General features: G+C 49.6%; 19 protein-coding genes and 1 other annotated feature. Of the genes, 18 read left to right on the top strand and 1 reads right to left on the bottom strand.

Annotated features, from left to right (window positions below):
• The first annotated feature begins 32 nt into the window (after window positions 1-32).
• From lon to hemB, 10 genes are all read left to right on the top strand, one after another.
• A complete protein-coding gene (lon, locus tag ACXX53_RS11490; protein ID WP_458568793.1) occupies window positions 33-2,372 on the top strand; it encodes an endopeptidase La in 2,340 nt (779 codons plus the stop codon).
• Between the two features lie 103 nt (window positions 2,373-2,475).
• Complete coding sequence (yihA, locus tag ACXX53_RS11485; RefSeq protein WP_458568792.1) at window positions 2,476-3,093, top strand: ribosome biogenesis GTP-binding protein YihA/YsxC; 618 nt, start codon at window positions 2,476-2,478, stop codon at window positions 3,091-3,093.
• Between the two features lie 241 nt (window positions 3,094-3,334).
• A complete protein-coding gene (locus tag ACXX53_RS11480; RefSeq protein WP_458568791.1) occupies window positions 3,335-3,922 on the top strand; it encodes a non-ribosomal peptide synthetase module in 588 nt (195 codons plus the stop codon).
• Window positions 3,923-4,459: 537 nt separating this feature from the next.
• The gene (gene speD / locus ACXX53_RS11475) at window positions 4,460-4,858 is read left to right on the top strand and encodes an adenosylmethionine decarboxylase (protein WP_458568790.1); all 399 of its coding nucleotides are present in this window, start codon (window positions 4,460-4,462) and stop codon (window positions 4,856-4,858) included.
• 328 nt (window positions 4,859-5,186) lie between these two features.
• Window positions 5,187-6,602 carry a glutamyl-tRNA reductase gene (gene hemA, locus ACXX53_RS11470; RefSeq protein WP_458568789.1) on the top strand — a complete coding sequence of 472 codons (1,416 nt, stop codon included), beginning with the start codon at window positions 5,187-5,189 and terminating at the stop codon, window positions 6,600-6,602.
• A gap of 30 nt (window positions 6,603-6,632) precedes the next feature.
• A complete protein-coding gene (locus ACXX53_RS11465) occupies window positions 6,633-7,460 on the top strand; it encodes a cytochrome C assembly family protein (RefSeq protein ID WP_458568788.1) in 828 nt (275 codons plus the stop codon).
• 5 nt (window positions 7,461-7,465) lie between these two features.
• Window positions 7,466-8,167: a precorrin-2 dehydrogenase/sirohydrochlorin ferrochelatase family protein gene (locus ACXX53_RS11460; RefSeq protein WP_458568787.1), complete on the top strand. Its 702-nt coding sequence runs from the start codon at window positions 7,466-7,468 to the stop codon at window positions 8,165-8,167.
• Window positions 8,164-9,096 carry a hydroxymethylbilane synthase gene (hemC, locus tag ACXX53_RS11455; RefSeq protein WP_458568786.1) on the top strand — a complete coding sequence of 311 codons (933 nt, stop codon included), beginning with the start codon at window positions 8,164-8,166 and terminating at the stop codon, window positions 9,094-9,096. The genes ACXX53_RS11460 and hemC overlap by 4 nt, the downstream gene beginning before the upstream one ends.
• On the top strand, window positions 9,093-10,715 hold the full coding sequence (gene cobA / locus ACXX53_RS11450; RefSeq protein ID WP_458568785.1) for a uroporphyrinogen-III C-methyltransferase: 1,623 nt from the start codon (window positions 9,093-9,095) through the stop codon (window positions 10,713-10,715). Before hemC ends, cobA begins: the two co-directional genes overlap by 4 nt.
• An 80-nt stretch (window positions 10,716-10,795) precedes the next feature.
• Complete coding sequence (gene hemB / locus ACXX53_RS11445) at window positions 10,796-11,794, top strand: porphobilinogen synthase (protein WP_458568784.1); 999 nt, start codon at window positions 10,796-10,798, stop codon at window positions 11,792-11,794.
• Between the two features lie 85 nt (window positions 11,795-11,879).
• Here hemB and ACXX53_RS11440 read toward each other — a convergent pair whose 3' ends face one another.
• Window positions 11,880-12,557: a Crp/Fnr family transcriptional regulator gene (locus tag ACXX53_RS11440; RefSeq protein WP_458568783.1), complete on the bottom strand. Its 678-nt coding sequence runs from the start codon at window positions 12,555-12,557 to the stop codon at window positions 11,880-11,882.
• 82 nt (window positions 12,558-12,639) lie between these two features.
• Here ACXX53_RS11440 and hemL point away from each other — a divergent pair, with 82 nt between their 5' ends.
• The 8 genes from hemL (at window position 12,640) to ACXX53_RS11400 (ending at window position 25,586) form a co-directional block, all read left to right on the top strand.
• Window positions 12,640-13,941, top strand: a complete 1,302-nt coding sequence (gene hemL / locus ACXX53_RS11435; RefSeq protein WP_458568782.1) for a glutamate-1-semialdehyde 2,1-aminomutase — start codon at window positions 12,640-12,642, stop codon at window positions 13,939-13,941.
• A gap of 74 nt (window positions 13,942-14,015) precedes the next feature.
• The gene (locus ACXX53_RS11430; protein WP_458568781.1) at window positions 14,016-14,906 is read left to right on the top strand and encodes an RluA family pseudouridine synthase; all 891 of its coding nucleotides are present in this window, start codon (window positions 14,016-14,018) and stop codon (window positions 14,904-14,906) included.
• Between the two features lie 108 nt (window positions 14,907-15,014).
• A complete protein-coding gene (locus ACXX53_RS11425; RefSeq protein WP_458568780.1) occupies window positions 15,015-16,568 on the top strand; it encodes a LysM peptidoglycan-binding domain-containing protein in 1,554 nt (517 codons plus the stop codon).
• Between the two features lie 707 nt (window positions 16,569-17,275).
• Window positions 17,276-17,576, top strand: a binding site (T-box leader).
• A 78-nt stretch (window positions 17,577-17,654) separates the two neighbouring features.
• On the top strand, window positions 17,655-20,324 hold the full coding sequence (locus ACXX53_RS11420) for a valine--tRNA ligase (RefSeq protein ID WP_458568779.1): 2,670 nt from the start codon (window positions 17,655-17,657) through the stop codon (window positions 20,322-20,324).
• Between the two features lie 118 nt (window positions 20,325-20,442).
• Window positions 20,443-21,819, top strand: coding sequence for a bifunctional folylpolyglutamate synthase/dihydrofolate synthase (locus tag ACXX53_RS11415; protein WP_458569049.1), 1,377 nt, complete (start codon window positions 20,443-20,445; stop codon window positions 21,817-21,819).
• A 4-nt stretch (window positions 21,820-21,823) separates the two neighbouring features.
• Window positions 21,824-23,197, top strand: coding sequence for a UDP-N-acetylmuramate--L-alanine ligase (murC, locus tag ACXX53_RS11410; RefSeq protein ID WP_458568778.1), 1,374 nt, complete (start codon window positions 21,824-21,826; stop codon window positions 23,195-23,197).
• Window positions 23,198-23,401: 204 nt separating this feature from the next.
• Window positions 23,402-24,682: an SPOR domain-containing protein gene (locus ACXX53_RS11405; RefSeq protein ID WP_458568777.1), complete on the top strand. Its 1,281-nt coding sequence runs from the start codon at window positions 23,402-23,404 to the stop codon at window positions 24,680-24,682.
• Between the two features lie 295 nt (window positions 24,683-24,977).
• Window positions 24,978-25,586, top strand: a complete 609-nt coding sequence (locus tag ACXX53_RS11400) for a Maf family protein (RefSeq protein ID WP_458569048.1) — start codon at window positions 24,978-24,980, stop codon at window positions 25,584-25,586.
• Window positions 25,587-25,668: the final 82 nt, after the last annotated feature.

The following is a 25,668-nucleotide window of genomic DNA, read 5'->3' as shown; positions in this document are numbered from 1 at the left end:
ATCTATCTAGATAGCTTGGGGGTGCCATATCCATGGGGCTTAAACTTGCAAAGGGACGGACCTTGCCTCTGCTTCCGCTTAGAGGACTGCTCGTCTATCCAAGCATGGTGCTTCATCTGGATGTCGGCCGCGACAAATCCGTGAAGGCGTTAGAGCATGCGATGATGGAAGATCAGATGCTGCTGCTCTGCTCACAATCGGAAACTAGCGTAGAGGAACCGACTACAGAAGATATATACCAAGTCGGTACGATGGCGAAGGTGCGCCAGATGCTGCGGCTTCCGAACAGTACGATACGCGTATTGGTGGAAGGAGTATCGCGTGCGGAGATAATGGAATACGTATCGAACGAGGAATTCTTTGAAGTGCAAGTTCAAGTGATTGATGATATCAATGACAAGACTGCAGAGATAGAAGCGTTGATGCGGACATTGCTCGCTCAGTTTGAGAGCTATGTCACGTTATCCAAGAAGGTAACACCGGAAACCTTGGCGACGGTATCCGATATTGAGGAGCCTGGACGATTTGCTGATGTCGTTGCGAGTCATCTCCCGCTTAAGATAAAGGATAAACAGCAGGTTCTTGAAACGAAGAACGTGAAGGAACGATTATCCCTGCTGTTGTCGCTCTTGAACAATGAGAGCGAAGTGCTGGAGCTTGAGCGCAAGATCAATTCGCAGGTCAAGAAGCAGATTGAGAAGACGCAGAAGGAATACTATTTGCGCGAGCAGATGAAGGCGATCCAGAAGGAGCTCGGTGATAAAGAAGGCCGAACTGGCGAGATGGATGAGCTCCGTCAGCAGGTGCAGGAGCTTGAAGCTCCTGATAAGGTGAAAGAGAAGCTTGCGAAGGAAATTGATCGACTGGAGAAGATGCCGCCTAATTCAGCGGAGAGCTCCGTTGTTCGCAATTATATTGATTGGTTATTATCCGTGCCGTGGAGCAAGAGCTCAGAGGATGATCTGGATCTGGCTAAGGCAGAAGCTGTTCTGGAAGCGGATCATTACAGCCTGGAGAAGCCCAAGGAACGTGTGCTGGAATACTTGGCTGTGCAACAGCTGGTGAAGCGCATGAAAGGACCCATTCTATGTCTAGTTGGACCTCCGGGTGTCGGTAAGACCTCGTTGGCGAGATCGATCGCCAAGTCGCTAGGACGACAGTTTGTCCGTATTTCGCTCGGCGGTGTGAGGGATGAAGCGGAAATTCGCGGTCATCGCCGCACTTATGTGGGAGCGATGCCAGGACGGATCGTGCAAGGCTTGAAGACAGCTGGCACGGTGAATCCGGTGATGCTGTTGGATGAGATCGACAAGATGGCGGCTGACTTTAGAGGCGATCCTGCTTCAGCCTTGCTGGAAGTACTGGATCCGGAGCAGAACAATTCGTTCAGCGATCATTACATCGAGCTTCCGGTCGATCTGTCACGCGTGATGTTTGTAACGACAGCGAATGCGGTTCATAATATCCCTCGGCCGCTCTTAGATCGGATGGAGCTTCTTCCATTGTCCGGCTATACGGAGCTGGAGAAGCTGCAGATCGCGGTTCGACACTTGCTGCCGAAGCAGAAGCGTGATCATGGGCTGGAGGAACAGCAGGTACAGTTGGATGAGGAAGCGATTCGCAAGGTCATTCGTCTGTATACCCGTGAAGCTGGCGTGCGGCAGCTTGAGCAGCGCTTAGCGGCATTATGCCGTAAGGCGGCGAGACGAATCGTATCTGAAAAAGTCGAGCAGGTGACGGTATCGGCGGATGAGGTGGAATCGTATCTGGGCATTCCGCGCTATCGTTATGGCCAATCGGAGAAGGATGATCAGATTGGCATGGTGACCGGCTTAGCTTGGACGGAAGTCGGCGGGGATACGCTCAGCATTGAGGTAAGCGTCGTTCCAGGTTCCGGCAAGCTGCTGCTTACCGGCAAGCTGGGAGACGTGATGAAAGAGTCCGCTCAGGCGGCCTTCAGCTATGTAAGGGCAAAAGCCGAGCAATGGCATCTTGATCCTAGCTTCCATGAGAAGCTGGATGTGCATATTCATGTGCCGGAGGGCGCTATTCCGAAGGATGGTCCGTCTGCAGGCATAGCGATGGCTACCGCGCTAGTATCTGCTCTGACGAAGCGCTATGTATCGAAGGAAGTCGCGATGACGGGGGAGATTACTCTGCGCGGCAGAGTATTGCCGATCGGCGGCTTGAAGGAGAAGGTTATAGCGGCGCATCGAGCTGGAATTAAGAAGGTTGTATTCCCTCGCGATAATGTGCGCGATGTGGAAGAGATTCCAGAGAGTGTGCGTCAAGAGCTGACCTTTGTGCCTGTGGAGCATCTGGATGAAGTGCTGGAGCATGCGATTCTGGAGGATCAGGACAGTTCAATATAGCATCTATACAGCGGGCGCTGTTTTAGGCGCCCGCTGTTGTTCATGCAATAAATCAATTATGCTGTTAACGCAGTTATTCATATCATTCGAGGTGAAAGCATACATGAAAATTACTCAAGCAGACTTTATTATTAGCGCAGTTGGACCTGCTCAATATCCAGAAGATGGTTTGCCGGAAATCGCACTCGCAGGGCGCTCTAATGTCGGTAAGTCATCACTCATCAATCGTCTCATTCAACGCCGTAATCTCGCGCGTACCAGCTCTCAGCCGGGCAAGACGCAGCATTTGAACTATTACCGGATTAATGATGCTTACTACTTCGTAGACGTGCCGGGTTATGGCTTCGCCAAAGTGTCCAAGACACAGCGTCAGGAGTGGGGACGAATGATTGAGGCCTACTTCCAGGACCGTGAGCCGCTTAAGCTTGCACTACAGGTAGTTGATCTCCGCCATCCGCCGAGCAAGGATGATATTCTAATGTATGACTGGTTGTCCCATTACAACATTCCATTGTGTGTGGTCGCCACGAAGGCAGATAAACTGCCGCGCAGCAAATGGGCATCCCATCTCAAAGAGATCCGCAAATCGCTGCTGATGCGTCCTGATCACAAATTAATTATGTTCTCTTCTGAGACAGGAGCAGGCAGAGATGAGTTGTGGGAAGTGATCGTTGAAGCTGCTGGAACTGGCGAGCAGGTGGAGCAAGAAACGGCGGAATAACGGCTTATTCTCATGTATAGCGTAGGACAAGCATGCAAAACAATTCGCAACACTGCATGGAAATACGTGGAGGAACGGATTGAGCGTAAATAAAACGGTGATTATTTGAGCGGAATTCGGAATTGTTCCGTTTTTTTGAAGAATCTACTCAATTATCAAGGCCGGTAAACAGGAATTGAGTTAACGGCTGTAGTATAATGATTGCATGCACATTAAGCATGAAGGAATTGAGGAGATATTTATGGCTAGACGATTAGCCACAGAGTATGTGAAAGCCCGAATGCAGTTGACAGAAGCTCAGTTGACCCGGTTACTGCAATCTTTAGTCGGACAGCCGATAGGCTGGCATGTTAAAGTATTGGAAAATGGATCTCAAGAAGTGGTTCTTGAGGACGGAAAGGGCGATGAGATTACTTTCTTGTTTGAAAAGCAAGGGAGTCGGTATGTCTGTGCGACATCTTGCCGACTGCGGCATCCAATACTTACTCAAATTATGCAGAAGCTTATGTCTACTTTCCGTGGAGAAGCGATTGTGAATCGGGTATTTGCTGGATTTACGATCACTTATTTTTACGAGGATGGTTCAGTTACCAAGATCGTGGAGAACAAGGGAGACGAGACGCGAATCGTATACGAACAAAAGGATACGGCTAGCAAGCTGCAGCATGTGTTCGTGAAGAAGACGGTCGAACGGCAAATTGGAGAGATCCAGCACCGCATCAACCAGCTGCTTGACGAACGCAACCGTACGCATGATCCCGATGAGCTCACTGGCATCGATGGCGAACTGCAATCCATGGTTCAACAGCTGTTTATGTTGGAAGCTTAGGAATAATACATGATGTTAATAAGAGAGGCCGTATCTTCTACTCAGGAGATGCGGCTTTTTTTTAATGGATGTGCGCTTTCTATGCGCAATGGTCGGAACCACTTTGTCCACAGCGTGCATAGCATATACAGCGTGCCTTTTTCTAAATATTTACGATCCATCCAAGGCCCGATTTCTGAACGAGCTGAACGATTGCGGTGTCATAACATGGCGAATACAGTGAAGGCATCGTGTTGAGACGAACGATAATTATCCATAACCTAGCAGAATCGCTATCACGGTACAGGCATCCGAATCATATGGTGAAAGTAGGTAATTAATGTTCGGATTAAGAGGCCCGGCGATTTACAAAAAAAGTAGTTGCAATAATCAGCGTTAGATGTTATTTTTAATCTCGTTGAAAACATTATAGGAACCAGGATTCACTCAGGACATTGTATGTTGCGAGAGATTTTTCCCTCGGGAAGTGAATGACGTAGGTCCTAGCGGATGAAATTTATTTCAAACATTTTATTCCTAGGAAGGGGGAACCGAAAGATGGAATACTCAACTTTCGGAAGACACGTTGCTGTTGACACGTGGGGAGTCGATTTTGACTTACTTAATGATGCTGATTTCCTCCAGTCTCAACTGGTAGAGGCTGCAGAAGCTTGTGGAGCGACAGTGTTGTCGGTCCAATCTAAGCAATTTGAACCTCAAGGAGCTACAGTGCTCGTATTGTTGTCGGAGAGTCATTTGTCCATCCACACTTATCCTGAGCGGAAATTTGCTGCAATCGACTGTTACACCTGCGGAGAAACAGTTGATCCGCAACTGGCCATTGATTACCTGGTATCGGTGTTGAAACCAGAGAAGACTTACGCGAAAAAATTGGTTCGAGGACTTGGTGAGTTGAAAGTAGAAACGCCAGAGATGAATGTTACGGAGCTTGTGTAATACGTCCAGCGTGAACAGCACCGGTACGACGAACGTAGGATATGCTTTACAGCGGCATTGATTGTCGCAGCGTCATTAAGACCCGTCGAGTTATGCTCGATGGGTCTTTTTTCGATATAGGGTTCATGTGTGCTTCTATCGCTAACTCACATAGCAAAATTATCCTTCATTTCATGTATAAGGATGAGATCCGGCTGAGACACTAGAACTGGAATCATTTTCAATGTTTATTCAAATTTGTCGGAAGTCAATTTTGTGAATTATGTTATAATGAGAATTATTATTATTACAATTCTGTTCTAATTACGTATAAAGCAGGTGAACATCGATGCATGTAGTCGTCGTCGGCATGAACTATCGAACGGCTCCAGTCGAAATTCGTGAGAAATTTGCGCTGCCCGAGGCTCAGTGGGCCGATGCCGTTCATCATCTTAGACAAGTTAAGAGTGTACTTGAATGCGTCATCGTATCTACCTGCAACCGTACGGAAATGTATGTTGTCGTGGATCGGCTGCACATGTGCGGACATTTCATACGTGGATTCATGGAGCAATGGTATGGTATGTCTAGACAGGAGTTTACTCCGTACCTGTATATCCATGAAGGTGATCAGGCTGTTGAACATTTGTTCCGAGTCGCTGCCGGCCTAGATTCAATGGTCGTTGGTGAAACGCAAATATTAGGACAAATTCGACAAGCCTTCTTATTCGCGCAGCAGCAGGGCACAACAGGCACTTGCTTTAACCACTTGTTCAAGCAGGCAATAACGCTGGCGAAGCGTGCGCATGCAGAAACGAATATAAACGATAATGCAGTATCTGTCAGCTATGCGGCAGTTGAGCTGGGTAAACGGATATTCGGCTCTTTTTCAGGTAAAAAGGTACTTATCCTGGGAGCAGGCAAGATGAGCGAGTTAACGGTTAAGCATCTGTACGCAAATGGTGCGGCGGAGGTTATGGTCGCCAATCGTACGCTCGAGCGGGCGGAGCAATTAGCTAAACAATATAACGGCAGATCATGCACATTGGATCAAGTGGATCAGTTGCTTGTTGATGCTGACATCGTGATCAGCTCAACTGGTTCACCAGGCTATGTTCTTCATAAAGAGGATGTTGAACGCGCCATGAAGAATAGACGTGCTCGTCCCATATTCCTGATCGATATTGCAGTTCCTCGAGATCTAGACTCGGCGATATCGGATCTATCGAATGTATTTCTATATGACATTGATGACCTGGAAGGTATCGTAGAGAGCAATTTGGCGCAGCGTCAAAAAGAAGCCGTCAAGATTGAGGCGATGATTCGCGGAGAGATACATCAATATCATCAATGGCTTAATATGCTTGGCGTGTCTCCGCTTATCCGCGCCCTTCAAGCGAAGGCGGATCGAATTCATCAAGAAACCATGACCAGCATGTTCAACAAGCTTCCCGATCTTACGGAACGAGAAGCTCAGATTATTCGCAGGCTTTCCAAAAGTATGCTGAATCAACTTATGCATGACCCTATTTTACAGCTGAAAGAGCTTGCCTCTGACCATAATGGTGATGATGCGTTGAAATATTTTACTGAGCTGTTCGCATTGAGCCACGAGCTGAAACATGATGGGGATCATGATATGAAAAATAACGATGCCGACCGAAGCGGTGCGCAGAAGCGCAATTTAGCGCATCAAGCGAATGGAGAGGTTGATGATTCAGAGCGAATCAGACCTGCTCTGTCGTGGGCGACCGTCACGTGGTGAGTGGTTGACGACGGGAGGCGACGGGGTTACATGGTAACCAGTACGTGGATATATGATGCGATCATTTACACATATGCCCTGAGCCTTCTGTTTTATTTTTCCGATGTTGTGGGTGTTAATCGGGGAGCGAAGCGGATGGGCACAGGGCTTCTTGTTTTTGTATGGGTGATGCAGACGGCTTTTTTAGTAGTAAGGCTGTTTCGTCATCAGGATATGCCCATGTTCAGCGGCTATGAGTTTATGTTTCTAATTTCGTGGGCGCTGGTGACGGCATCACTTGTCATCAATCGATTTTTTCATATCGAATTCATCGTATTTTTTGTGAATTTATTCGGCTTTGCCGTAATTATAATAAATATGCTGCTTGATCCTACGTCTCCTTCGGCTTTGATGGAATGGGAGATGATGCGCAATATACTAACCTTCCATGTTGCTCTGGCGGCAGGAGGCTTTGCGGTGCTTATGATAAGCGCCGTGTACGCGGGAATGTATATATTTCTCCATCATCGGCTCAAATCGAGAAAATGGTCTGACGCTGTGCGCCGCATGCCAAGCCTGGAACGTATACAGCAAGCATCCTTGCTTGCTGCGTCGATCGGCGTTGCCTTCTTTCTACTATCTCTATCGGTAGCGGTTGGTGCCGTATTTTTAGGGGGGCGCGTTGAAATCCTGCTTGACTCTAAGGTGCTGCTTACAGCTGTATCCCTATGTTTGTACGGTATTTATATCGTCAAACGTAAAAGGAAGAAGCTAACGGGCTTGCAGGTTGCTTGTTTTAATTTGATATGCTTTTCAGCCATGCTGATCAACTGTTGTTTGAATTCCGTGAGCACATTTCATCGCTGGTTAGGGGTGTAGAAATGATGGGGAATGATACGGGGCTTGATGAGGAGCACGATTATCCGCAATATGCTATTATGTTGAATCTGAAATGCAAGCTGTGCACAGTGATAGGCGGAGGTCGGGTTGCGACAAGAAAGATAAGGCAGCTGCTGGAGTGCGGAGCTGAGATTAAGATCATCAGCCCTGTGCTGTCTGCTGAATTGGCAGAACTAGTTGAGCAGCGTGCGATTCAGCACGTGGAGCGTGAATATGAGGAGTGCGATATCAATGGCGCATGTCTCGTGTTCGCGGCTACGGATGATCCCATAGTAAATGAACAAGTAGCTATCGATTGCCAGGCGGCACAGGTTCTCGTAAATGTGGCTCATGCGTCAACGAGGTCTGACTTTACCAATCCAGGCGTGCTTCGATACGGGCCAGTACAAGTTACTGTTTCCACAGGTGGAGCAAGCCCAACGCTGACACGTCATATCATAGATAAGGTTGACCATATTATCGATGATCGAATAGCTGTGCTTGCGGATAAGCTGCATAGAGCTCGGAGCGAAGCACAGCGTCATATCGAGCATGATGAGCAGCGCATGGAATGGCTGCGCCGTTATAGTGATCTATGCTGGGCGGCATGGGAGCGAAAAGAGCCGTTTCCAGAGTGGTCTCAATGGGAACAACGGCAATGGAATCAGATATCGCAGCTAGGACAATCCGGGGAGGAAACAGGATGAGAACGATACGAGTAGGTACGAGACAGAGCGCATTGGCATTGACGCAAACGGGGCATGTTATAGCTGCGCTGGAAGCGATATGTCGAGAAGAACAATTGCCCTTTCAGTTTGAAACCCATAAGATTGTGACGAAGGGAGATCGAATCTTGGATGTCACCTTGTCCAAGGTTGGCGGCAAAGGGCTGTTTGTGAAAGAGATTGAGCAAGCGCTGCTGGACGAAGAGATCGATATGGCTGTTCATAGTATGAAGGATATGCCATGGGAGCTTCCAGAAGGTCTGTGCATCGGTGCGATTCCGAAGCGAGAGGATCCGCGCGATTGTTTAATTATGCGTACCGGCTCATCTCTGGACGATCTGCCTCATGGAGCTAAGGTGGGAACTAGCAGCTTGCGTCGAGCTGCTCAGCTTCAAGCACAGCGCCCTGATCTTCAGATTGAGTCGCTGCGCGGCAATATTGATACCCGATTGAAGAAGCTGGAGACCGAAGGGTTCGATGCCATCGTTCTAGCTGCTGCCGGACTCCACCGCATGGGCTGGCAAGACAAGATAACTTCGTATATTCCAACCGATGTCTGCTTGCCTGCGGTTGGTCAAGGCGCACTATCCATCGAGTGCAGAACCAATGATGAACAGCTTCTGAGGCTGCTGGAGCGTTACCACTGTCAGGCAACAGCCGAGACGGTAAGCGCAGAGCGGGCGTTCCTTGGCAAGCTGAACGGCGGCTGCCAAGTTCCGATTGGCGCTTATGCGACACAGGAAGGCGCCGACGGTATGATCCGTCTGACGGGTCTCGTAGGCACTCCGGATGGAAGCACAATTCTTAGCGCATCATTAACGTTGAATCAACCAGAGAAGCTCGGTACAGCGGTGGCTGAACAACTGATCGAGCGAGGAGCCGATCACATATTGTCCCAGTGGAGAGGATGAAGCGTGTGGGAGAGCAGGATGTCGGCATTGCAGGAGCGACGGGAAATGCGGGGGGAGCGGAATATCCACCCGATGCAGTCAAGCACGGCAAAGTGTTCCTAGTCGGTGCAGGGCCGGGAGATGCCGGCCTTATCACCGTCAAGGGACTCCGCTGCTTGCAGGAAGCAGATGTCGTCGTATACGACCGCTTGGCGGGGCCGCGCTTAGTTCAGATGGCGAAGCCGGGGGCGCGCAAGATATATGTCGGCAAGCTGCCGGAACGTCATGCTATGGAGCAGCGGCAGATTAATGAGCTGCTCGTCGAGCTGGCGTCAGCAGGTCAGACAGTCGTCAGGCTGAAAGGCGGAGATCCGTGCGTATTCGGGCGGGTGGGCGAAGAGGCCGCCTTGCTGAAGCAGCATGGCATCACGTATGAGATCGTGCCTGGCGTCACTTCGGCTGTGGCTGCGCCCGCGTATGCGGGCATACCTGTCACTCACCGTGACCGATCTTCTTCCTTCACCGTCATAACAGGACATGAGAAGCAGGACCAGCTTGCGAATCTCGTTTCTTGGGAAGGACTGGCGAAGGCTGTCGGCACGGTCATCTTCTTGATGGGCGTAGGCAATCTGCGATTTATCGCTGAGCAGCTTATCCGCTGCGGCCGTGATCCGAATACGCCAGTCGCGCTCGTGCGTTGGGGAACTTATGCTGAGCAGTCGACGTTAACAGGCATGTTGTCGACAATTGCTGATGAAGTGGAACGAATCGGCTTCAGTTCTCCAGCCGTCATCGTGATCGGTGATGTTGTTCTAGAGCGGGATCAGCTGCAGTGGGCTGAGCTGCGTCCGTTATTCGGACAGCGCATATTAGTGACAAGAGCTCGTGCTCAATCCGCATCCTTCGTTAGAGCGATAGAAGATCTGGGCGGCGAGCCATATGAATATCCCGTGATCGAAACGAGGATGCCGGTATCCACCGCAGCGCTAGAAGAAGTAGAATTACGACTCAATCAGCTCAGTCAGTATGACTGGCTGATCCTAACGAGCATTAACGGTGTTCATTATTGGATGGAGCATATGCGCCGCTTAGAAATGGATGTTCGTAAGCTCGGCGGACTGCGAATTGTCTCGGTCGGCCCTAAGACGTCAGAGGCGATGCGAGAGTATGGTTTGATTCCAGATCTCGTAGCGGAGCAATTCAGCCAAGAAGGATTATGGACCTTGTTAGAAAAGGAACTATCACCTGGACAGCGTGTGTTGATGGCAAGAGGGGATCTGGCTCGTCCGTGGCTAGGGCAACAGCTGCGTACTTCAGGTATAGAAGTAGATGAAATAGACATTTACGAGACTATACTGCCGGAGCAGGATGATCCTCATATGCTGGAGCTGCTGCGCGAAGGCGCGATCCATTGCATCCCGTTTACCAGTTCCTCAACTGTAACGAATCTGCTGGAGCTTATACGCCGCCAAGGCGCGGATGATGCCATTGAGCTCTTGAATCGAACTCGAATCGTATGTATCGGCGAGATAACGGCGCGTACAGCGCGTGAAGCGGGGCTCCTGGTAGATGCTGTCGCGGAGCATTCCACGATGGAGGGGCTGCTGCACACCATGCTAAATCGTAACTTAATAGACTAAACAACTGCTTACAAGCTGAAACAGCATTTTATATACTTAGAAGATATGAAAGATTACATGCTCGAGGAGGAACTACACCTATGACTTATCCCGTTACAAGATTGCGCCGACTTCGGAAGACGGCAGGCATCCGCAGCATGGTGCGTGAGACTGTGCTTCATGTCAATGACTTCATCATGCCGATATTCGTTACTGGCGGCACGCAAGTGAAGGAAGAGATCGCTTCTATGCCTGGGGTCTATCATTTTTCGTTAGACTTGCTCAATCAAGAGGTGGAAGAGATCGTATCGCTTGGCATTCCAGCGGTTATTCTGTTTGGACTCCCAGAGACTAAGGATGCTGTAGGAAGCTCAGCATTCGATACGAACGGAATTGTGCAGCAGGCGACTCGACAAATCAAAGCCCAATTCCCGGATCTTGTGGTTATTGCGGATACTTGCTTGTGTCAATTTACAGATCATGGCCATTGCGGCATGGTGCATGTGCATGAGGTGAATGGGCGTCAAGTGGGCGATGTAGATAATGATTCCTCGCTTGAATTCCTCGTGAAGACTGCTGTATCGCAAGCGGAAGCAGGTGCAGACATTATCGCGCCTTCTAACATGATGGACGGCTTCGTGCATGCGATTCGCGTTGGGCTTGATGAAGCGGGCTATACCGATGTTCCGATCATGTCTTATTCGGTCAAATATGCATCCGCATTCTACGGACCATTCCGTGACGCGGCGCACTCCGCCCCGCAGTTTGGAGATCGGAAGACGTATCAGATGGATCCGGCCAATGCTCGAGAAGCGCTGCGCGAAGCAGAAGCGGATGTGCTCGAGGGTGCTGATATGCTGATGGTCAAGCCCGCGCTGGCATATATGGACATTATTCGTTCACTCAAGGAGCAGTTTGACCTGCCGGTTGTTGCTTATAATGTGAGTGGAGAATATGCGATGGTCAAGGCGGCGGCACAGTTAGGTTGGGTGGATGAACGTGCAATCGCGCTGGAGATGCTGACAGGAATGAAGCGGGCTGGCGCTGATATGATCTTGACTTATTATGCGAAGGACGCCGCACGTTGGCTTCAAGCTTAAATGTGTAATAGTAAAGGAGCAGGCCGGTAACTGGGAATTGACATTCCGCGGCTCACCGACCTGCTCGTTAGTTCGTCGTATTGAATTAATTCACATATTGACTGGCATAGAGACGAGTTACATCTAGTGTATATTGGTTCGGGCTTAGTAGAATCACTTGTTCTCGTTCCAGTTGCTGCAGAATGTCGTTCAGTTCTGCAGGATGAACGCCTGACAACCCTGATATATATTCGCGGTCGAACGGGGTGTCAACGAGAATGCTGTCTCCGACACGCTTGCCCTGTTGTTGAGCAAGACGCACGATATGTTTGATGACCCGCGCGGATGGTTCTAGAAATGTCAGGTCGTACACCTGAGACTCTCTCGCTCTGAGATGATTGTTTAGCTGTAGCATGAGATTTTGCACAATATCAAAATGCGTTCGCAGCAACAGGTGAAAATTGTCATTCGTTATCGTCAGCAGGATCGTTTCTTCCATCGTCTCTATCGTAGAGGAGCGGGGCTGCCCAGCGATCAGCGCTAATGCGTTGAAGCTGTCTCCAGCGTGCAAAGTAGATAATATGATTTGCTGTCCTTCACGATTGGAGATGTAAATTTTGACGGATCCGCGAATGATAATACAAAAGTACTGAATAGTGTCTCCCTGTTCAAACAACACGGTATTAGGGTTGAATTCAAGGCGGGACGTGATAGAGGATACGATAATAAGCTGGTCATCCGTTAGTCCGGAGAACAACGGAACCTGCTTAAGAAGCTCAATCATGAATATAACCTCTTTGTTCCAAGTATGTTTTTAACTAGTGTAGCACAATCAACTGGATGATTATAGATGGGAGTTGTTGAAGTTGACGAATAATTCACAAAGACGCCGTGATGAACGTTCGTATGCAGCATTTGAAGAAGCTAAGAAATATATTCCTGGCGGAGTGAACAGCCCTGTTCGCGCGTTTAAATCAGTCGGGCTAACACCGTTGTACATAGAGCGCGGAGAAGGTGCGCGTGTATATGATATCGACGGCAACGTATTTCTCGACTATGTAGCATCTTGGGGACCGCTTATTCTTGGGCACACGCATCCGGAAGTCATTCGTGCGATCCAGGAAACGGCTGCGAAAGGGACAAGCTTCGGCTCTCCAACTGAACTGGAAACGGCGATGGCTAAACTTGTTGTAGAGCGGGTACCTTCCGTTGACATCGTGCGGATGGTTAATTCCGGTACAGAAGCGACGCTGAGTGTTATTCGTTTAGCACGAGGCATAACGAAGCGAAACAAGATCGTAAAGTTTGAAGGCTCTTACCACGGTCATTCGGACAGCCTGCTTATCAAGGCAGGATCCGGGATCGCGACGCTTGGGCTGCCTGACAGCCCTGGGGTTCCACAAAGTGTAGCCAGCAACACGATAACGGTTCCGTATAATGATCTGGAAGGAACGAAACTCGCGTTCGAGCAATATGGCGAAGATATCGCATGTATAATCGTTGAGCCGATTGCGGGCAACATGGGCGTCGTGCCTCCTCTGCCTGGTTTCCTTGAAGGATTGCGCAGCTTGACGGAGCAGTATGGCAGCCTGCTCATATTTGATGAAGTGATGACAGGCTTCCGCGTGCATATTAACTGTGCGCAAGGCCGCTTTGGCGTTACGCCTGATCTTACCTGCTTCGGCAAAGTAATCGGCGGCGGACTTCCAGTCGGCGCGTACGGCGGTAAACGCGAGTATATGGAGCAGATCGCGCCAAGCGGTCCAATCTATCAGGCAGGCACGCTCAGCGGCAATCCGCTGGCGATGGTTGCAGGCTATACGACGTTGACTTTGCTAACACCTGAAGTGTACGACAATCTGGAGGCGAAGTCGGCTAGACTGCAGGCTGGGCTGGAGAGAAATGCTAAAGAGCTGGGGATCCCAAGCGTAGTGAACCGTGTTGGCTCCATGGTATGTCCATTCTTCACAGGTGAAGCTGTTACTAACTTCGAGACAGCGAAGAAGTCGAATCTGGATCATTTCCGCAGCTATTTTAAAGCTATGCTGGACTTTGGCGTGAGCGTTGCTCCATCTCAGTTCGAGGGCATGTTTGTATCCAACGCCCATACGGATGCTGACATTGATATGACGATAGAAGCGCATTATAATGCATTGAAGCAGCTATAATTGCGATTGTGAGGGGACGGACTGCTTAGAGTCCGTCCTTTATATTTTCAGCGGGAAAGGAATGTATTCTATACATGAGTACACGGAACTGGGCTCGAAGAGGCGAATGGCTGGAGCTTACACCAGGGCGCGCGATACTGCAGGATCAAGAACATGTCGAACAGTGGTTGAGGGAGACGCTGCATGTACCGCAGCACCTGCTTCGCAGCTGGAAAGCGAATGAAGGCATCAAGATCGCGGGCGATCGACTTCGCTTGCATGTATTTGAGCCGGAATCAGTTGGGATCGAAGCCGCGGATCAGCCTGCCGACATCTTATATGAGGATGATGCATGTTTGGTTGCTTATAAACCGGCGGGCATGCCGGTGCACGCTGCTTCGAGTGAGCAGGAAGCAGAGCGAGCGGCGCTTGCGAATGCCGTAGCCTGTCATTATGTGTGGACAGGTCAAGAAGTTCGCATTCGGCATATTCATCGACTGGATGCGGATACGACAGGACCTGTCCTATACGCCAAAAATGCGCTCGCGCATGCGATACTGGATGAAGCGATGCGCGAGAAACGGATTCGGCGTACCTATACAGCGTTTGTCCATGGGCGAGTAATGCAAATGAAGGGCGTAATCGACGCGCCGATAGGCAAGGATCGTCATCGCAGCGGACGAAGACGTGTATCGCCTAATGGTGACCGAGCGGTGACACATTATGAAGTGCTGCGGGCAGGGGATCGATACTCCTTAGTTCAGCTGGAGCTTGAAACCGGCAGAACACATCAAATTCGCGTACATATGAGCCACATCGGTCATCCGCTCGTCGGGGATGAACTGTACGGCGGAGAAACGAAGCTTCTGCAGCGGCAGGCGCTTCATGGAGTTGAACTATGCTTCCCGCATCCGTTTAGTGGACAAGCGATCAAGGTACAAGCACCGATGCCACCGGATATGGCCCATTGTTGTGAAAAAATATAGTCATGCTCCCTCCAAAACATCCATATGATGAAGTAATGAACAGAGTCTGACTTTGCGATAGGTTGACCATAAAGCGGGCAATCGCTGTGTCATTACTTTGAGCAAGGCATGGATAGCAGGTTGGAACTGCGGGAGGAGGAGCAGTCGGTGTATGATGAATCTTATGGTTTAAGATTTGATATTTATGAACGTGTGCATTTATCTGACGAGCATGTCGGCATTGATCAGTTGGAGGAGGTGGAGTTAACTCCTCACATTCAAGTGCTGCCAGCCGGCGAGCAGGTTACCGTCAGAGGCAGCTTGCTGCTCGCTGGAGCGTATATTGGAACATCGGAAGACCGTCGAAGCCAGACACTGGAGCATTGGATTCCTGTTGAGATTACACTGCCGCTGAATCGTGTTCGCAGCTTGGATGAGATTCGGGTGGATATTGAAAATTTTGATGTGGATCTATTATCTACTCGTTCGCTTAACATTACGGGAGTGCTGTCCCTTAGAGGCATTTATATGGAACAGCCTGAGCAGCCTGCATGGGAATCAGAGCAATTCACTGTCATTCATGAAGCACATGAATCAAGCGAACCAAATGAATTGAATGTATCGGCGACCGAGCCCACTTGGCTGCGTGATTATGGTCAGCCTGACTTTGCCGCACAAGAGGAAACGTCGGAAGATGCCAACGTTCAAGCTGCAGCAGATGCTGATATAGCGTTGCGTGAAGAAGGCGAGCAGGCGGAGGGCGAGGAGGCTGCTGATCATACGCCGACATTCATGGATACGCAGCAAGCTGGATACACAGCTGCCGCAGACGGCTTGGTAGTAACGTTTAACGCTCAGACTGATGAAGAACGTGCTCCTCAAGCGGCTTTCGCAGATGATGAGCCGCAAGAGGATGCTGCTCATACTGAAAGCTGGCTGTCAAGCTTCGACGCGGCGCATCAGATGCAGCAATCGTTAACGCAAATTGAGCGTCAAGCTCAAGTGTTCAACGCGCAGGTGGAGTCGGAGGAGATAAGTTCGCAGGTGGAACCTCAGCCACCAGCCTCCACTTCATGGAAGTGGGCGGATTCACCGTGGGATACTGCCTCCTCCGTAAACGCCTCAGAATCGGAGCCTACTCGTCATCAGGCGGGAAGTGAGTCTGATGAGGAGGCAGAGCGCGAAGGAGCCAATGCGGTTTCAGCGGTTGAAGCTGTAGACATCGCAGCTGAAGATGTACTGGAACGCGAGCACGTTCAGTCAGATCCAGTGCCTGCGGCAGTGGAAGCTGCGCCTGAGAAGAGCGCAATGAAGGTTGCGATTGGAAGCTCGAAGTCGGAGCCTGTTAGTGAGAAGGGTCAGCTGGGCTTCGGCTCGTTGTTGCGCACTAGCTCGCAGGCGGATGCGGTGCAGCAGCCGGTTAAGGAAGAGAAGCCTGAGCCGGTTCCCGCGCGTGATACCGTAAGTGATGACGTCAATTGGCAATCTATATTCCTGAACCATGTGGGTGAGGAACGTCGCTTCAGCAAGGTTCGGATGTGCATCGTTCAACGCGACGATACGCTGGATCAGATCGCGACTCGCTATCAGATGAATCCTCGGGAAATTGCGATGCATAATCGCTTATCAGAGCCTTCTATATCGGAAGGTCAAGTATTGTACATTCCGATATCCGCCGTATAATAGTAATGGAAGAAGAGGCTGTCTCTGCGGAGACAGTCTCTTTGTTCTAAGTGAGGCTCAAGGCTGCCAATAGCGTGAGTGTACGAACTAGCTGCATTCTGTACAGTTCAATCGACAGATGAAAGATCTTCTGAGGATCTAAATGTATTTCCTGCAGTTAATTTGGCTGCGTGAGCGATCAACGACAAGACAGGCATGAAATAGCTGTACAAAATACATTTACTCCTCGTAAATTAGAGTCATTGAGTCAATTTCATAATTCAGATCCCTTGATTTAGCTTGGTTTTTTGACCGTAAAAACAGGAGTACCTCCCTAAATCTCGAATTAATAAGCGACTAAATCAAACTCGAGAAAAGGAAACGGGAGTAATCCCAATCTATACATTTGCCAACGAACTCAGAGATTAAGGGGGAGTAGAGCAAGGGGCAAGGGTTTGGGTAGGAAATGTTGCATTCCAAAAAACGAACATTATCGTTTAATGTTCGTTTTTAACGTGTGATAAAGCAATTATGAAATTGACTCAATTGAATCCAATTAATTGTATGAAATGCAATTAGCAGTGCATTTGACATGCGCGTACGGAATCTTGCAACACGAGTTATGAAACAGATGGAATTGGGCAATGACTATGTTTAACGGAATTAAACCGTCTATTGACTCCGCTGATGTGAAAATGTAAAATGAAGTGTAAATGTTTCACCAATTGATAAAGACCGAGAACGGGACCAGTAAGCGAAGGAATCCTTACAGAGAGCAGGGCGATGCGGTGGGACGCCTGCAGGACAATCGTCGTTGAAGTCACCCGGGAGTCGCCTTATTGAATTGCTGATCTCCAGATGATAGGCGTGGAGTTATTCAACTAGATGAGGACGGTAGCAGCCGTTATGTGCTTGGAAGTGCTGCAGTTTAAGCGGGCAGGAGCAACCTGCCGGGGGAACCGTTAATGGTGACTCGCTGAAGCTGCGGAATAAAGGTGGTACCACGGAAGCTAGCCTTTCGTCCTTTGTGACGAAAGGTTTTTTTGCGTTTAATCAGGCCCCACCGATTGCGGATGAATGAGAATATTTTAATTTGGAGGGATATAGATGGCTGAAACGAACGAACAGCAACTGTCGATGCCGACGACTTATGATCCGAAGTCGGCCGAACAGAAATGGTACAAATATTGGATGGAAGGCGGCTTCTTCCAAGCAGGACGCAACAAAGATGCGGAGCCGTTCACGATCGTTATTCCTCCTCCAAACGTTACCGGTATGCTTCATATCGGTCATGCACTTGACTTCACACTGCAGGATATTATTATCCGCTCGAAGCGTATGCAGGGCTATGACGCGTTGTGGCTCCCAGGCTCTGACCATGCGGGTATCGCAACACAGACGAGAGTGGAAGCAAAGCTGCGCGAAGAGGGGATCACTCGCTATGATCTCGGTCGCGAGAAGTTCCTGGAGAAGGTATGGGAGTGGAAGGATACTTACGCAGCGAACATTCGCAGCCAATGGGAACAGCTGGGACTGTCGCTGGACTTTTCCCGCGAGCGTTTTACATTGGATCAAGGCTTGTCCGATGCGGTTAAGGAAGTATTCGTTAAGCTGTATGAGAAGGGTCTTATTTACCGCGGCAAATACATTATCAACTGGGATCCGGCTGCTCGTACTGCGCTGTCTGATATTGAGGTTGAATACAAAGAATTGCAAGGCGCCCTGTACCATCTGCAATATCCATTGACAGACGGCAGCGGCTCTATCACAGTCGCAACGACACGTCCAGAGACGATGCTTGGCGATACGGCGGTTGCGGTTCATCCGAAGGATGAGCGCTACAGCCATCTGATCGGCAAGACGTTAATGCTGCCGATCGTAAATCGCGAGATTCCGATCGTCGCTGACGATTATGTGGATAAAGAATTCGGAAGCGGCGCAGTTAAGATTACGCCTGCTCATGATCCGAACGACTTTGAACTGGGTCTTCGTCATAATCTGCCGCAGATCAACGTGATGGACGAAACGGCGAAGATGAATGAGCTGGCAGGACCGTACGAAGGTATGGATCGCTTCGAGTGCCGCAAGCAGATCGTTAAGGATCTTCAGGAGCAGGGCGTCCTCATTCGTATCGAGGAGCATGTGCATCAGGTTGGTCACAGCGAGCGCACAGGCGTTGTTGTTGAGCCGTATCTGTCTACACAATGGTTCGTGAAGATGAAGCCGCTCGCTGAACGCGCGATTGCTGCACAGAAGGCGGGCAAGGGCGTTAACTTCGTTCCTGACCGCTTCGAGAAAGTATTTTACAATTGGATTGAAAATGTTCGCGACTGGGTTATCTCCCGTCAGTTATGGTGGGGACACCGCATTCCAGCATGGCACTGCCAAGATTGCGGACATATCAATGTTGCGCATAACGAAGTTCACAGCTGCTCTTCCTGTAACAGCACGAATCTGGAACAGGATCAAGACGTATTGGATACTTGGTTCAGCTCTGCATTGTGGCCGTTCTCCACACTGGGCTGGCCGGATCTGGACAGCGAGGATCTGAAGCGCTACTATCCGACCAATGTGCTTGTAACGGGTTATGACATCATCTACTTCTGGGTTGCACGCATGGTCTTCACTGCGCTTGAATTTACCGATGAAGCGCCGTTCAAGGATGTGCTTATGCACGGCTTGGTACGTGACCCCGAAGGACGCAAGATGTCGAAGTCACTCGGCAACGGTGTAGATCCGATCGATGTGATTGATCAATACGGCGCGGATGCATTGCGCTATATGATCTCGACCAGCAGTACGCCGGGTCAGGATCTGCGCTTCCGCTACGAACGCGTTGAACAGGCGCGCAACTTTGCGAATAAGATCTGGAACGCGTCTCGCTTCGCGTTGATGAATCTGGAAGGCTTTACGTATGATGACATCAATATCAGCGGTGATCTTGGAACAGCGGACCGCTGGATTCTGCATCGCATGAATGAGACGGCTCGTGAGATCACTCGTCTTATGGATGCATATGAGTTTGGCGAAACAGGACGATTGTTGAACAACTTTATCTGGGATGATCTGTGCGATTGGTATATTGAGATTGCGAAGCTCAACTTGTACGGTCAAGACGACGTTAAGAAGAAGAATACGCAATCCGTCCTCGCTTATGTGCTCGATCGTACGATGCGCATGATCCATCCGTTCATGCCATTCATTTCCGAGGAAATATGGCAGCATCTGCCGCATGAAGGCGAGACGATTACGCTTGCTGCTTGGCCGACATACGACGAGAAGTTCGAGGCTCCAGAAGCGGTTCAAGAAATGAACCTGCTGATGGATATGGTTCGCGCGGTGCGCAATATCCGCGCCGAGGTCAACGTTCCGATGAGCAAGAAGGTTGAGATGATCGTGAAGCCGACAGATGCCCGCGCACAAGAAATCGTGAAGCGCAATCTGATTGCGATTGAACGCTTCTGCGGCACATCCAAGCTGGACATCGATATGAATGCCGCGGCTCCAGATAAGGCGATGACGTCGATCGTAACAGGCGTAGAGATGTATCTGCCGCTTGCAGGGCTTATCGATATCGAGCAAGAGATTCAACGTCTTCAGAAAGAGTTCGAGACGTTGACCAAAGAAGTGGAGCGTGTCGAGAAGAAGCTTGCGAATGAAGGCTTCATGGCGAAGGCTCCGGCTAAAGTGGTAGAGGAAGAACGCGCGAAGATGCAGGATTACAGCGATAAACGCGACAAAGTGCTTGCGCGCATACAAGAGTTGCAAGAAGTATAAATCGGAGTATGATCTAGTAAGAGACCGTTTCTTTCATTATGCAGTGTATTCAGACGGCCGAATCTCCGCGCTGCGGGATTCGGTCGCCTCATGACTATGGGACAGAGGGATGAGTGAGATGTCAGAGACGATGGGAATGGGCAACAGCGCCCTATTTACACATGTAGACGAAGCAGTGGATTGGGTTACCTCATTAATTCCGTTTGGCATACGTCCGGGTCTTGAACGTATTGAACAGATAATGGAGCAGTTTGGACATCCGGAGCGCAGGCTCAAGTTTATTCATGTGGCAGGCACGAACGGTAAAGGTTCGACCTGCGCCATGCTGACTAGTGTGCTCATGGAGGCGGGCTTTGACGTAGGTACGTTTACGTCGCCTTATATCGAGAAGTATTCAAACCGCTTGAAATATAACAATGAAGATATTCCTGACGAAACTCTCGTTGTTCTTGTGAATCAGCTTCGTCCGGTTGTTGAGCAGATCGCCGCTACTCCATTAGGCTCGCCTACTATGTTTGAAGTGTCTGTGGCATTGGCGATTCTATATTACGCCACCGTTGCTTATCCCGATATCGTCGTATTTGAAACAGGATTAGGCGGGCGCCTCGACGTAACGAACATTGTAACGCCGATCGTATCTGTCATCACGAATATCGGCCATGATCATATGGATATTCTCGGGGATACCATCGAGGCGATAGCTGCTGAAAAGGCAGGCATCATTAAGCATGGCGTCCCTGTCGTGACGGCTGTGGAACAGCCGGAAGCGCTGGAAGTGATTCGCCGTACGGCAGAACAACGCCGTTCTACGCTGTATGTCATGGGCGAGCAGTTCCGTTATGAGTCGGAGTCTCGGATAGAAGACGCGCAGGCGTTCTCGTTCCAAGGTCCGTTTCGTGCCCTGGACTCTGTGACGATTACGATGAATGGCGCCCATCAGCTGAAGAATGCGGCTGTTTCACTTATGACTTTGGAAGTGCTGCGCAATTATATGGCGATTGTCATCGATGATGAGGCGCTGCTTGATGGAATGCGCAAAGCGGCTTGGCCAGGCCGGCTGGAAATGGTGAAGCGCGATCCGCGCATCTTGCTGGACGGCGCTCACAATCCTGAAGGCATGGAAACACTGGCGCAAGCACTCAAGGACACGTATCAATTTAAACGCTGTCACATCATGATGGGGATGCTCTCTACGAAGCATCATCCTGACGCGCTGCGTCATATACTACCTTTAGCGGATACGGTCATCTTCTCCGAACCTGATTTTCGGAAGAAGCTTGATGCGGATAAGCTTGCCGCAATAGCGGAAGAAGTACTCGGGGATCAGGAAGATCGTCCCGAGATTGTGATAGAGCCGAATTGGCGTATTGCACTAGATAAGCTTCAATCTATGACGTCTGCGGAAGACTTAGGGGTCGTAACAGGCACCCTTTATATGATCGCAGATGTTCGTTCATATTTGTTGTACCAAAAGGATTCTGAAAAAGGCTGGTGAGTTCGTGTTGAACAAGATGGAACACATTCACTTTATAGGCATCGGAGGCTATGGCATGAGCGCGATTGCTCGTGTCATGCTCGAAATGGGATACACGGTCACTGGATCTGATGTAGCTCTTCAAGAACTAACGAAAAAGCTCAGTGCTAAAGGAGCCACAATACATATCGGTCATCATGCTGATTATGTACAGGAAGCCGACGTTGTCGTCTATTCAACTGCACTTCCAAAGGACAATGTGGAGCGAGTTGCGGCAGAAGCACGCGGTATTCCTGTGCTTCATCGATCGGAGATGCTGGCGCGTTTGTTAAACGCGAAGAAGGGTGTTGCAGTAGCTGGCGCGCATGGCAAGACGACGACTTCGTCCATGATTGCCTATGTGCTGGACCGCTGCAATGTGGACCCGACGTTTATTATCGGCGGTGAGGTAACGAACCTGGGAACCAATGCGAAGGCAGGTACAGGTGATTATGTAGTAGCTGAAGCGGATGAGAGTGACGGATCATTCCTGGCCTATCATCCATACATGGCTGTCGTGACGAATATCGAGGCTGACCATCTCGAGAATTATGGCGGAGACTTTAATAATCTGAAGCAGGCATATGTTCAATTCTTAGGTCAAGTTGACCCTGAAGGAACAGCTGTGCTATGCGGTGATGATCCCATCCTCCGCGAGATGATGCCTGCTTTGACTAACTCCGTTATTACCTACGGAATTGATCAAGCTGCAGATTATATGGCGTGCGATATCGAGTCAGTTGACCGTCATATGAAATTTACGATGAAGCACGGCGCGGAAGTGCTGGGTTCGGTAGAGCTGTCTATACCAGGCAAGCATAATGTGCTGAACGCGATGGCGACGTTGATCGTGGCGATGCGCGCGGGTGTTGCATTCGCTGATGCGGCGGAAGCGATCGCTGGCTTCACAGGAGCGAAGCGCCGTTATCAAGTGATCGGCGATGTCAATGATATACTCGTCATCGATGACTACGCGCATCATCCGACTGAGATTGAGGCGACACTCACTGCGGCAAAAGCGACTGGCAAGCGTATCGTGGCTGTGTTCCAGCCGCAGCGTTATTCTCGAACTTACTTCTTGTTCGAGCAGTTCAGTCAGGCTTTTCGAGAGGCTGATGAGGTGTTCATAACGGATATCTATTCACCAGCCGGCGAGCAGCCAATCGAAGGCGTGCACGCTTCCAAGCTGGTTGAGCGAATTCGTGTGAACAGCAATGAGAATGTTCATTATGTGCCGACGAAAGACGAAGTGCTTGCACAATTAAAGGACCAAGTACGTTCTGGCGATCTGGTGCTGACGATGGGTGCGGGCGACATATGGCGTGTAGCATATGATCTAGCAGCATATCTTAAGGGCTGAGCATCTCTCTAATTCAGTATCTATGAAGTCCGGAGTTTCCTCATATCGAGGTCGGCTCCGGACTTTATTTGGTTTATTCTATCAACAACCAAATTGCAATCAATTCATAGAATATATGCACATCATGCCGCGCTCTAGTTCTATAACATATGAATCTATCATATAGCTTATAGTAACCTAGTGGACAAGGATGGTGGGTTGAGGATGCAATCGAAGCCGACTAAGATGACATTTCGCTTCCAAGAGCGTAGTGGAAATGATCATAAGATAAATACTGATCCCAAAAGTGAAGAGCATATCCCTACAAGTGACGTCTTATGGAGTGAGTGGAACACGCTTGATCCCAATCAAGTGGAAGAGTCCGAGGTGGAACGAGTAGAACGTTGGATTCGGGAGACGGATATGAATGATTCTACAGATTCTACAGATTCTACAGATTCTACAGATTCTGCAGTGAATAGTCTCAGAGAGGCAGAGCAACCGCAGGAGATGCGTGAATTAGAGACCGATTACCAGCGAGGGCAATGGGCTTGGGAGAATGGCTCCGCTTATGAAATGCAAGAATATGAAGTTCTTGGACCTTCACATACCAGAAAACGATCACCTTCGATCATTAAGGTTGCGGGTTCTGTGGTAGGTGCGATTGCGACCGGCCTGCTGTTTGGTTTCCTAGCCCTGTCCTTGCTTCGCGGTGAAGTTGATCTGCCGAACGTTAATCAGACGGTTCCAGCGATTGTGCAGAAGGAAGGGAAGCCAATCGCGCAAACGGGAACGCGACCGCAGACTGAAGACAGCAGCTCGGTGACAGGCGGCTCCAACACCGCGGGGACGAATAATCCTGACAACAAGGATGCTTCGAAGTTTAACATTCCGGCTTCGACTGCTTATGTGCTGCAATACGGTGTATTCTCGAAGCCGGAAGGCGCGGAGAAGGCAATCGCTGAACTTCGGGAACTTGGACTAGGAGCTGTACTCTCCAACGCTGATGGCAATCAACGCGTTTATACCGCGATTGCGCTGCAGCGAGATGATGCCATGCTCTTGGGCGAAGCACTGCAAGCGAAGCAAATCTCGCTCTACGTGCGTTCGCTGGATCGCCCTGCGATAACGGAGCTTGCATTCGATGGTGAGCCGGAGACCTTGAACAGCTTCATCATGCAGAGCGATGTCGTACGCGAATGGCTCATTAAGCACTCCTCGCGCATGCTGCGTCAGACGAAGCAGGAAGCGTTCGAAATGAAGCTGATGGACGAGCTGCGAACAGAGCATTTACGCTGGACACAATGGGGACAGAAATTACAGCAAAATATGACGCAAGATAAAGCTGCTCAATGGCTGAAGCTCGTTCAATCTATGAATACAGCAATTACTGCCGTAAATGAATACAACAAGAAGCCCGCTGTTTCACATCTATGGAATATCCAGCAGGCATGCATGCAATATATGCTGCTGGAACAAGAGTGGTTGAACGGTATGAAGATATAATCACAATTCTTCCAGCGATATATATGCCGGTTTCTGCTACTATACAGAGACCGGCTCTATTATTACCCATTTCAGATGCGGCGGTGTATCACAGCAATTTTTTATTTTTTTGTCGTATAAAGTAACTTTTTGCATCCATATGGGGTATATTTAACATTGTGACTTTTTTTGCGTATGTCGTATTCGCATCCTTTGTCCGTGCTTGCATAAATTGGATGGGCAATTAGCGTAATATTAAGTTTGTCAACCCGTCCAAGAGAACGTATAATGAAGAAGGTGTAAAAAAATGGAGAACATGCAAGCCAACGATCGAATTATGCCGCTTCTCATACTCGCTTCATCCTCTCCTCGTCGGAAAGAATTGATTCATACGCTGGGACTGCCCGTGGAGATTATACCTAGCGGAGCCGATGAAATTATAGAGGAGCATTGGACTCCTGAACAAGCCGTGGAACAACTCGCGCTGCTCAAGGCAACTGACGTAGCGGAGCGACGAGGACGAACGCAGAATGATGAGATCGTCATCGGATCAGATACGATTGTTGTGCTGGATCATATGATTTTAGGGAAACCGAAAGATGACGCGGATGCTTTCCGCATGCTGTCGATGCTGCAAGGACGCTCGCATGAAGTGTATACGGGTGTCGCTTGTATCCATCTTCGTTCAGGTCATACGATGGTTAAACATCGCCTGACTCGCGTGTGGATGAGAAGTCTGTCGAATGCTCAGATCGAGCGCTATATTGCGACTGGGGAACCTCTCGATAAAGCGGGGGCATACGGCATTCAAGGTGTCGGTGCTGCGATGATCGATCGAATCGACGGTTGCTATTATAATGTTGTTGGTTTGCCAGTATCTCTCTTAGCAGACATGCTGACCGAATATGAGGTGGAGACACCCTGACGCCTTGCCTGTATCCGTGCGTACGGATCGGCGTTCTATACATTCATTAGAGCCGTACTAGATACGGCATGAATAGTTGAAG

Source organism: Paenibacillus marinisediminis, from assembly GCF_054343325.1.
This window is presented reverse-complemented; position numbering and strand designations above follow the sequence as displayed.

Bases quoted from the DNA above. Each gene is read 5' to 3' on its own strand.
- hemC (WP_458568786.1), top strand. From the start codon at position 8,164: ATGAGAACGATACGAGTAGGTACGAGACAGAGCGCATTGGCATTGACG.
- ACXX53_RS11400 (WP_458569048.1), top strand. From the start codon at position 24,978: ATGCAAGCCAACGATCGAATTATGCCGCTTCTCATACTCGCTTCATCC.
- yihA (WP_458568792.1), top strand. From the start codon at position 2,476: ATGAAAATTACTCAAGCAGACTTTATTATTAGCGCAGTTGGACCTGCT.
- ACXX53_RS11420 (WP_458568779.1), top strand. From the start codon at position 17,655: ATGGCTGAAACGAACGAACAGCAACTGTCGATGCCGACGACTTATGAT.
- ACXX53_RS11480 (WP_458568791.1), top strand. From the start codon at position 3,335: ATGGCTAGACGATTAGCCACAGAGTATGTGAAAGCCCGAATGCAGTTG.
- lon (WP_458568793.1), top strand. From the start codon at position 33: ATGGGGCTTAAACTTGCAAAGGGACGGACCTTGCCTCTGCTTCCGCTT.
- ACXX53_RS11425 (WP_458568780.1), top strand. From the start codon at position 15,015: ATGGATAGCAGGTTGGAACTGCGGGAGGAGGAGCAGTCGGTGTATGAT.
- ACXX53_RS11430 (WP_458568781.1), top strand. From the start codon at position 14,016: ATGAGTACACGGAACTGGGCTCGAAGAGGCGAATGGCTGGAGCTTACA.
- hemA (WP_458568789.1), top strand. From the start codon at position 5,187: ATGCATGTAGTCGTCGTCGGCATGAACTATCGAACGGCTCCAGTCGAA.
- ACXX53_RS11405 (WP_458568777.1), top strand. From the start codon at position 23,402: ATGCAATCGAAGCCGACTAAGATGACATTTCGCTTCCAAGAGCGTAGT.
- cobA (WP_458568785.1), top strand. From the start codon at position 9,093: ATGAAGCGTGTGGGAGAGCAGGATGTCGGCATTGCAGGAGCGACGGGA.
- ACXX53_RS11440 (WP_458568783.1), bottom strand. From the start codon at position 12,557: ATGATTGAGCTTCTTAAGCAGGTTCCGTTGTTCTCCGGACTAACGGAT.
- ACXX53_RS11460 (WP_458568787.1), top strand. From the start codon at position 7,466: ATGGGGAATGATACGGGGCTTGATGAGGAGCACGATTATCCGCAATAT.
- hemB (WP_458568784.1), top strand. From the start codon at position 10,796: ATGACTTATCCCGTTACAAGATTGCGCCGACTTCGGAAGACGGCAGGC.
- speD (WP_458568790.1), top strand. From the start codon at position 4,460: ATGGAATACTCAACTTTCGGAAGACACGTTGCTGTTGACACGTGGGGA.
- ACXX53_RS11415 (WP_458569049.1), top strand. From the start codon at position 20,443: ATGTCAGAGACGATGGGAATGGGCAACAGCGCCCTATTTACACATGTA.
- ACXX53_RS11465 (WP_458568788.1), top strand. From the start codon at position 6,633: ATGGTAACCAGTACGTGGATATATGATGCGATCATTTACACATATGCC.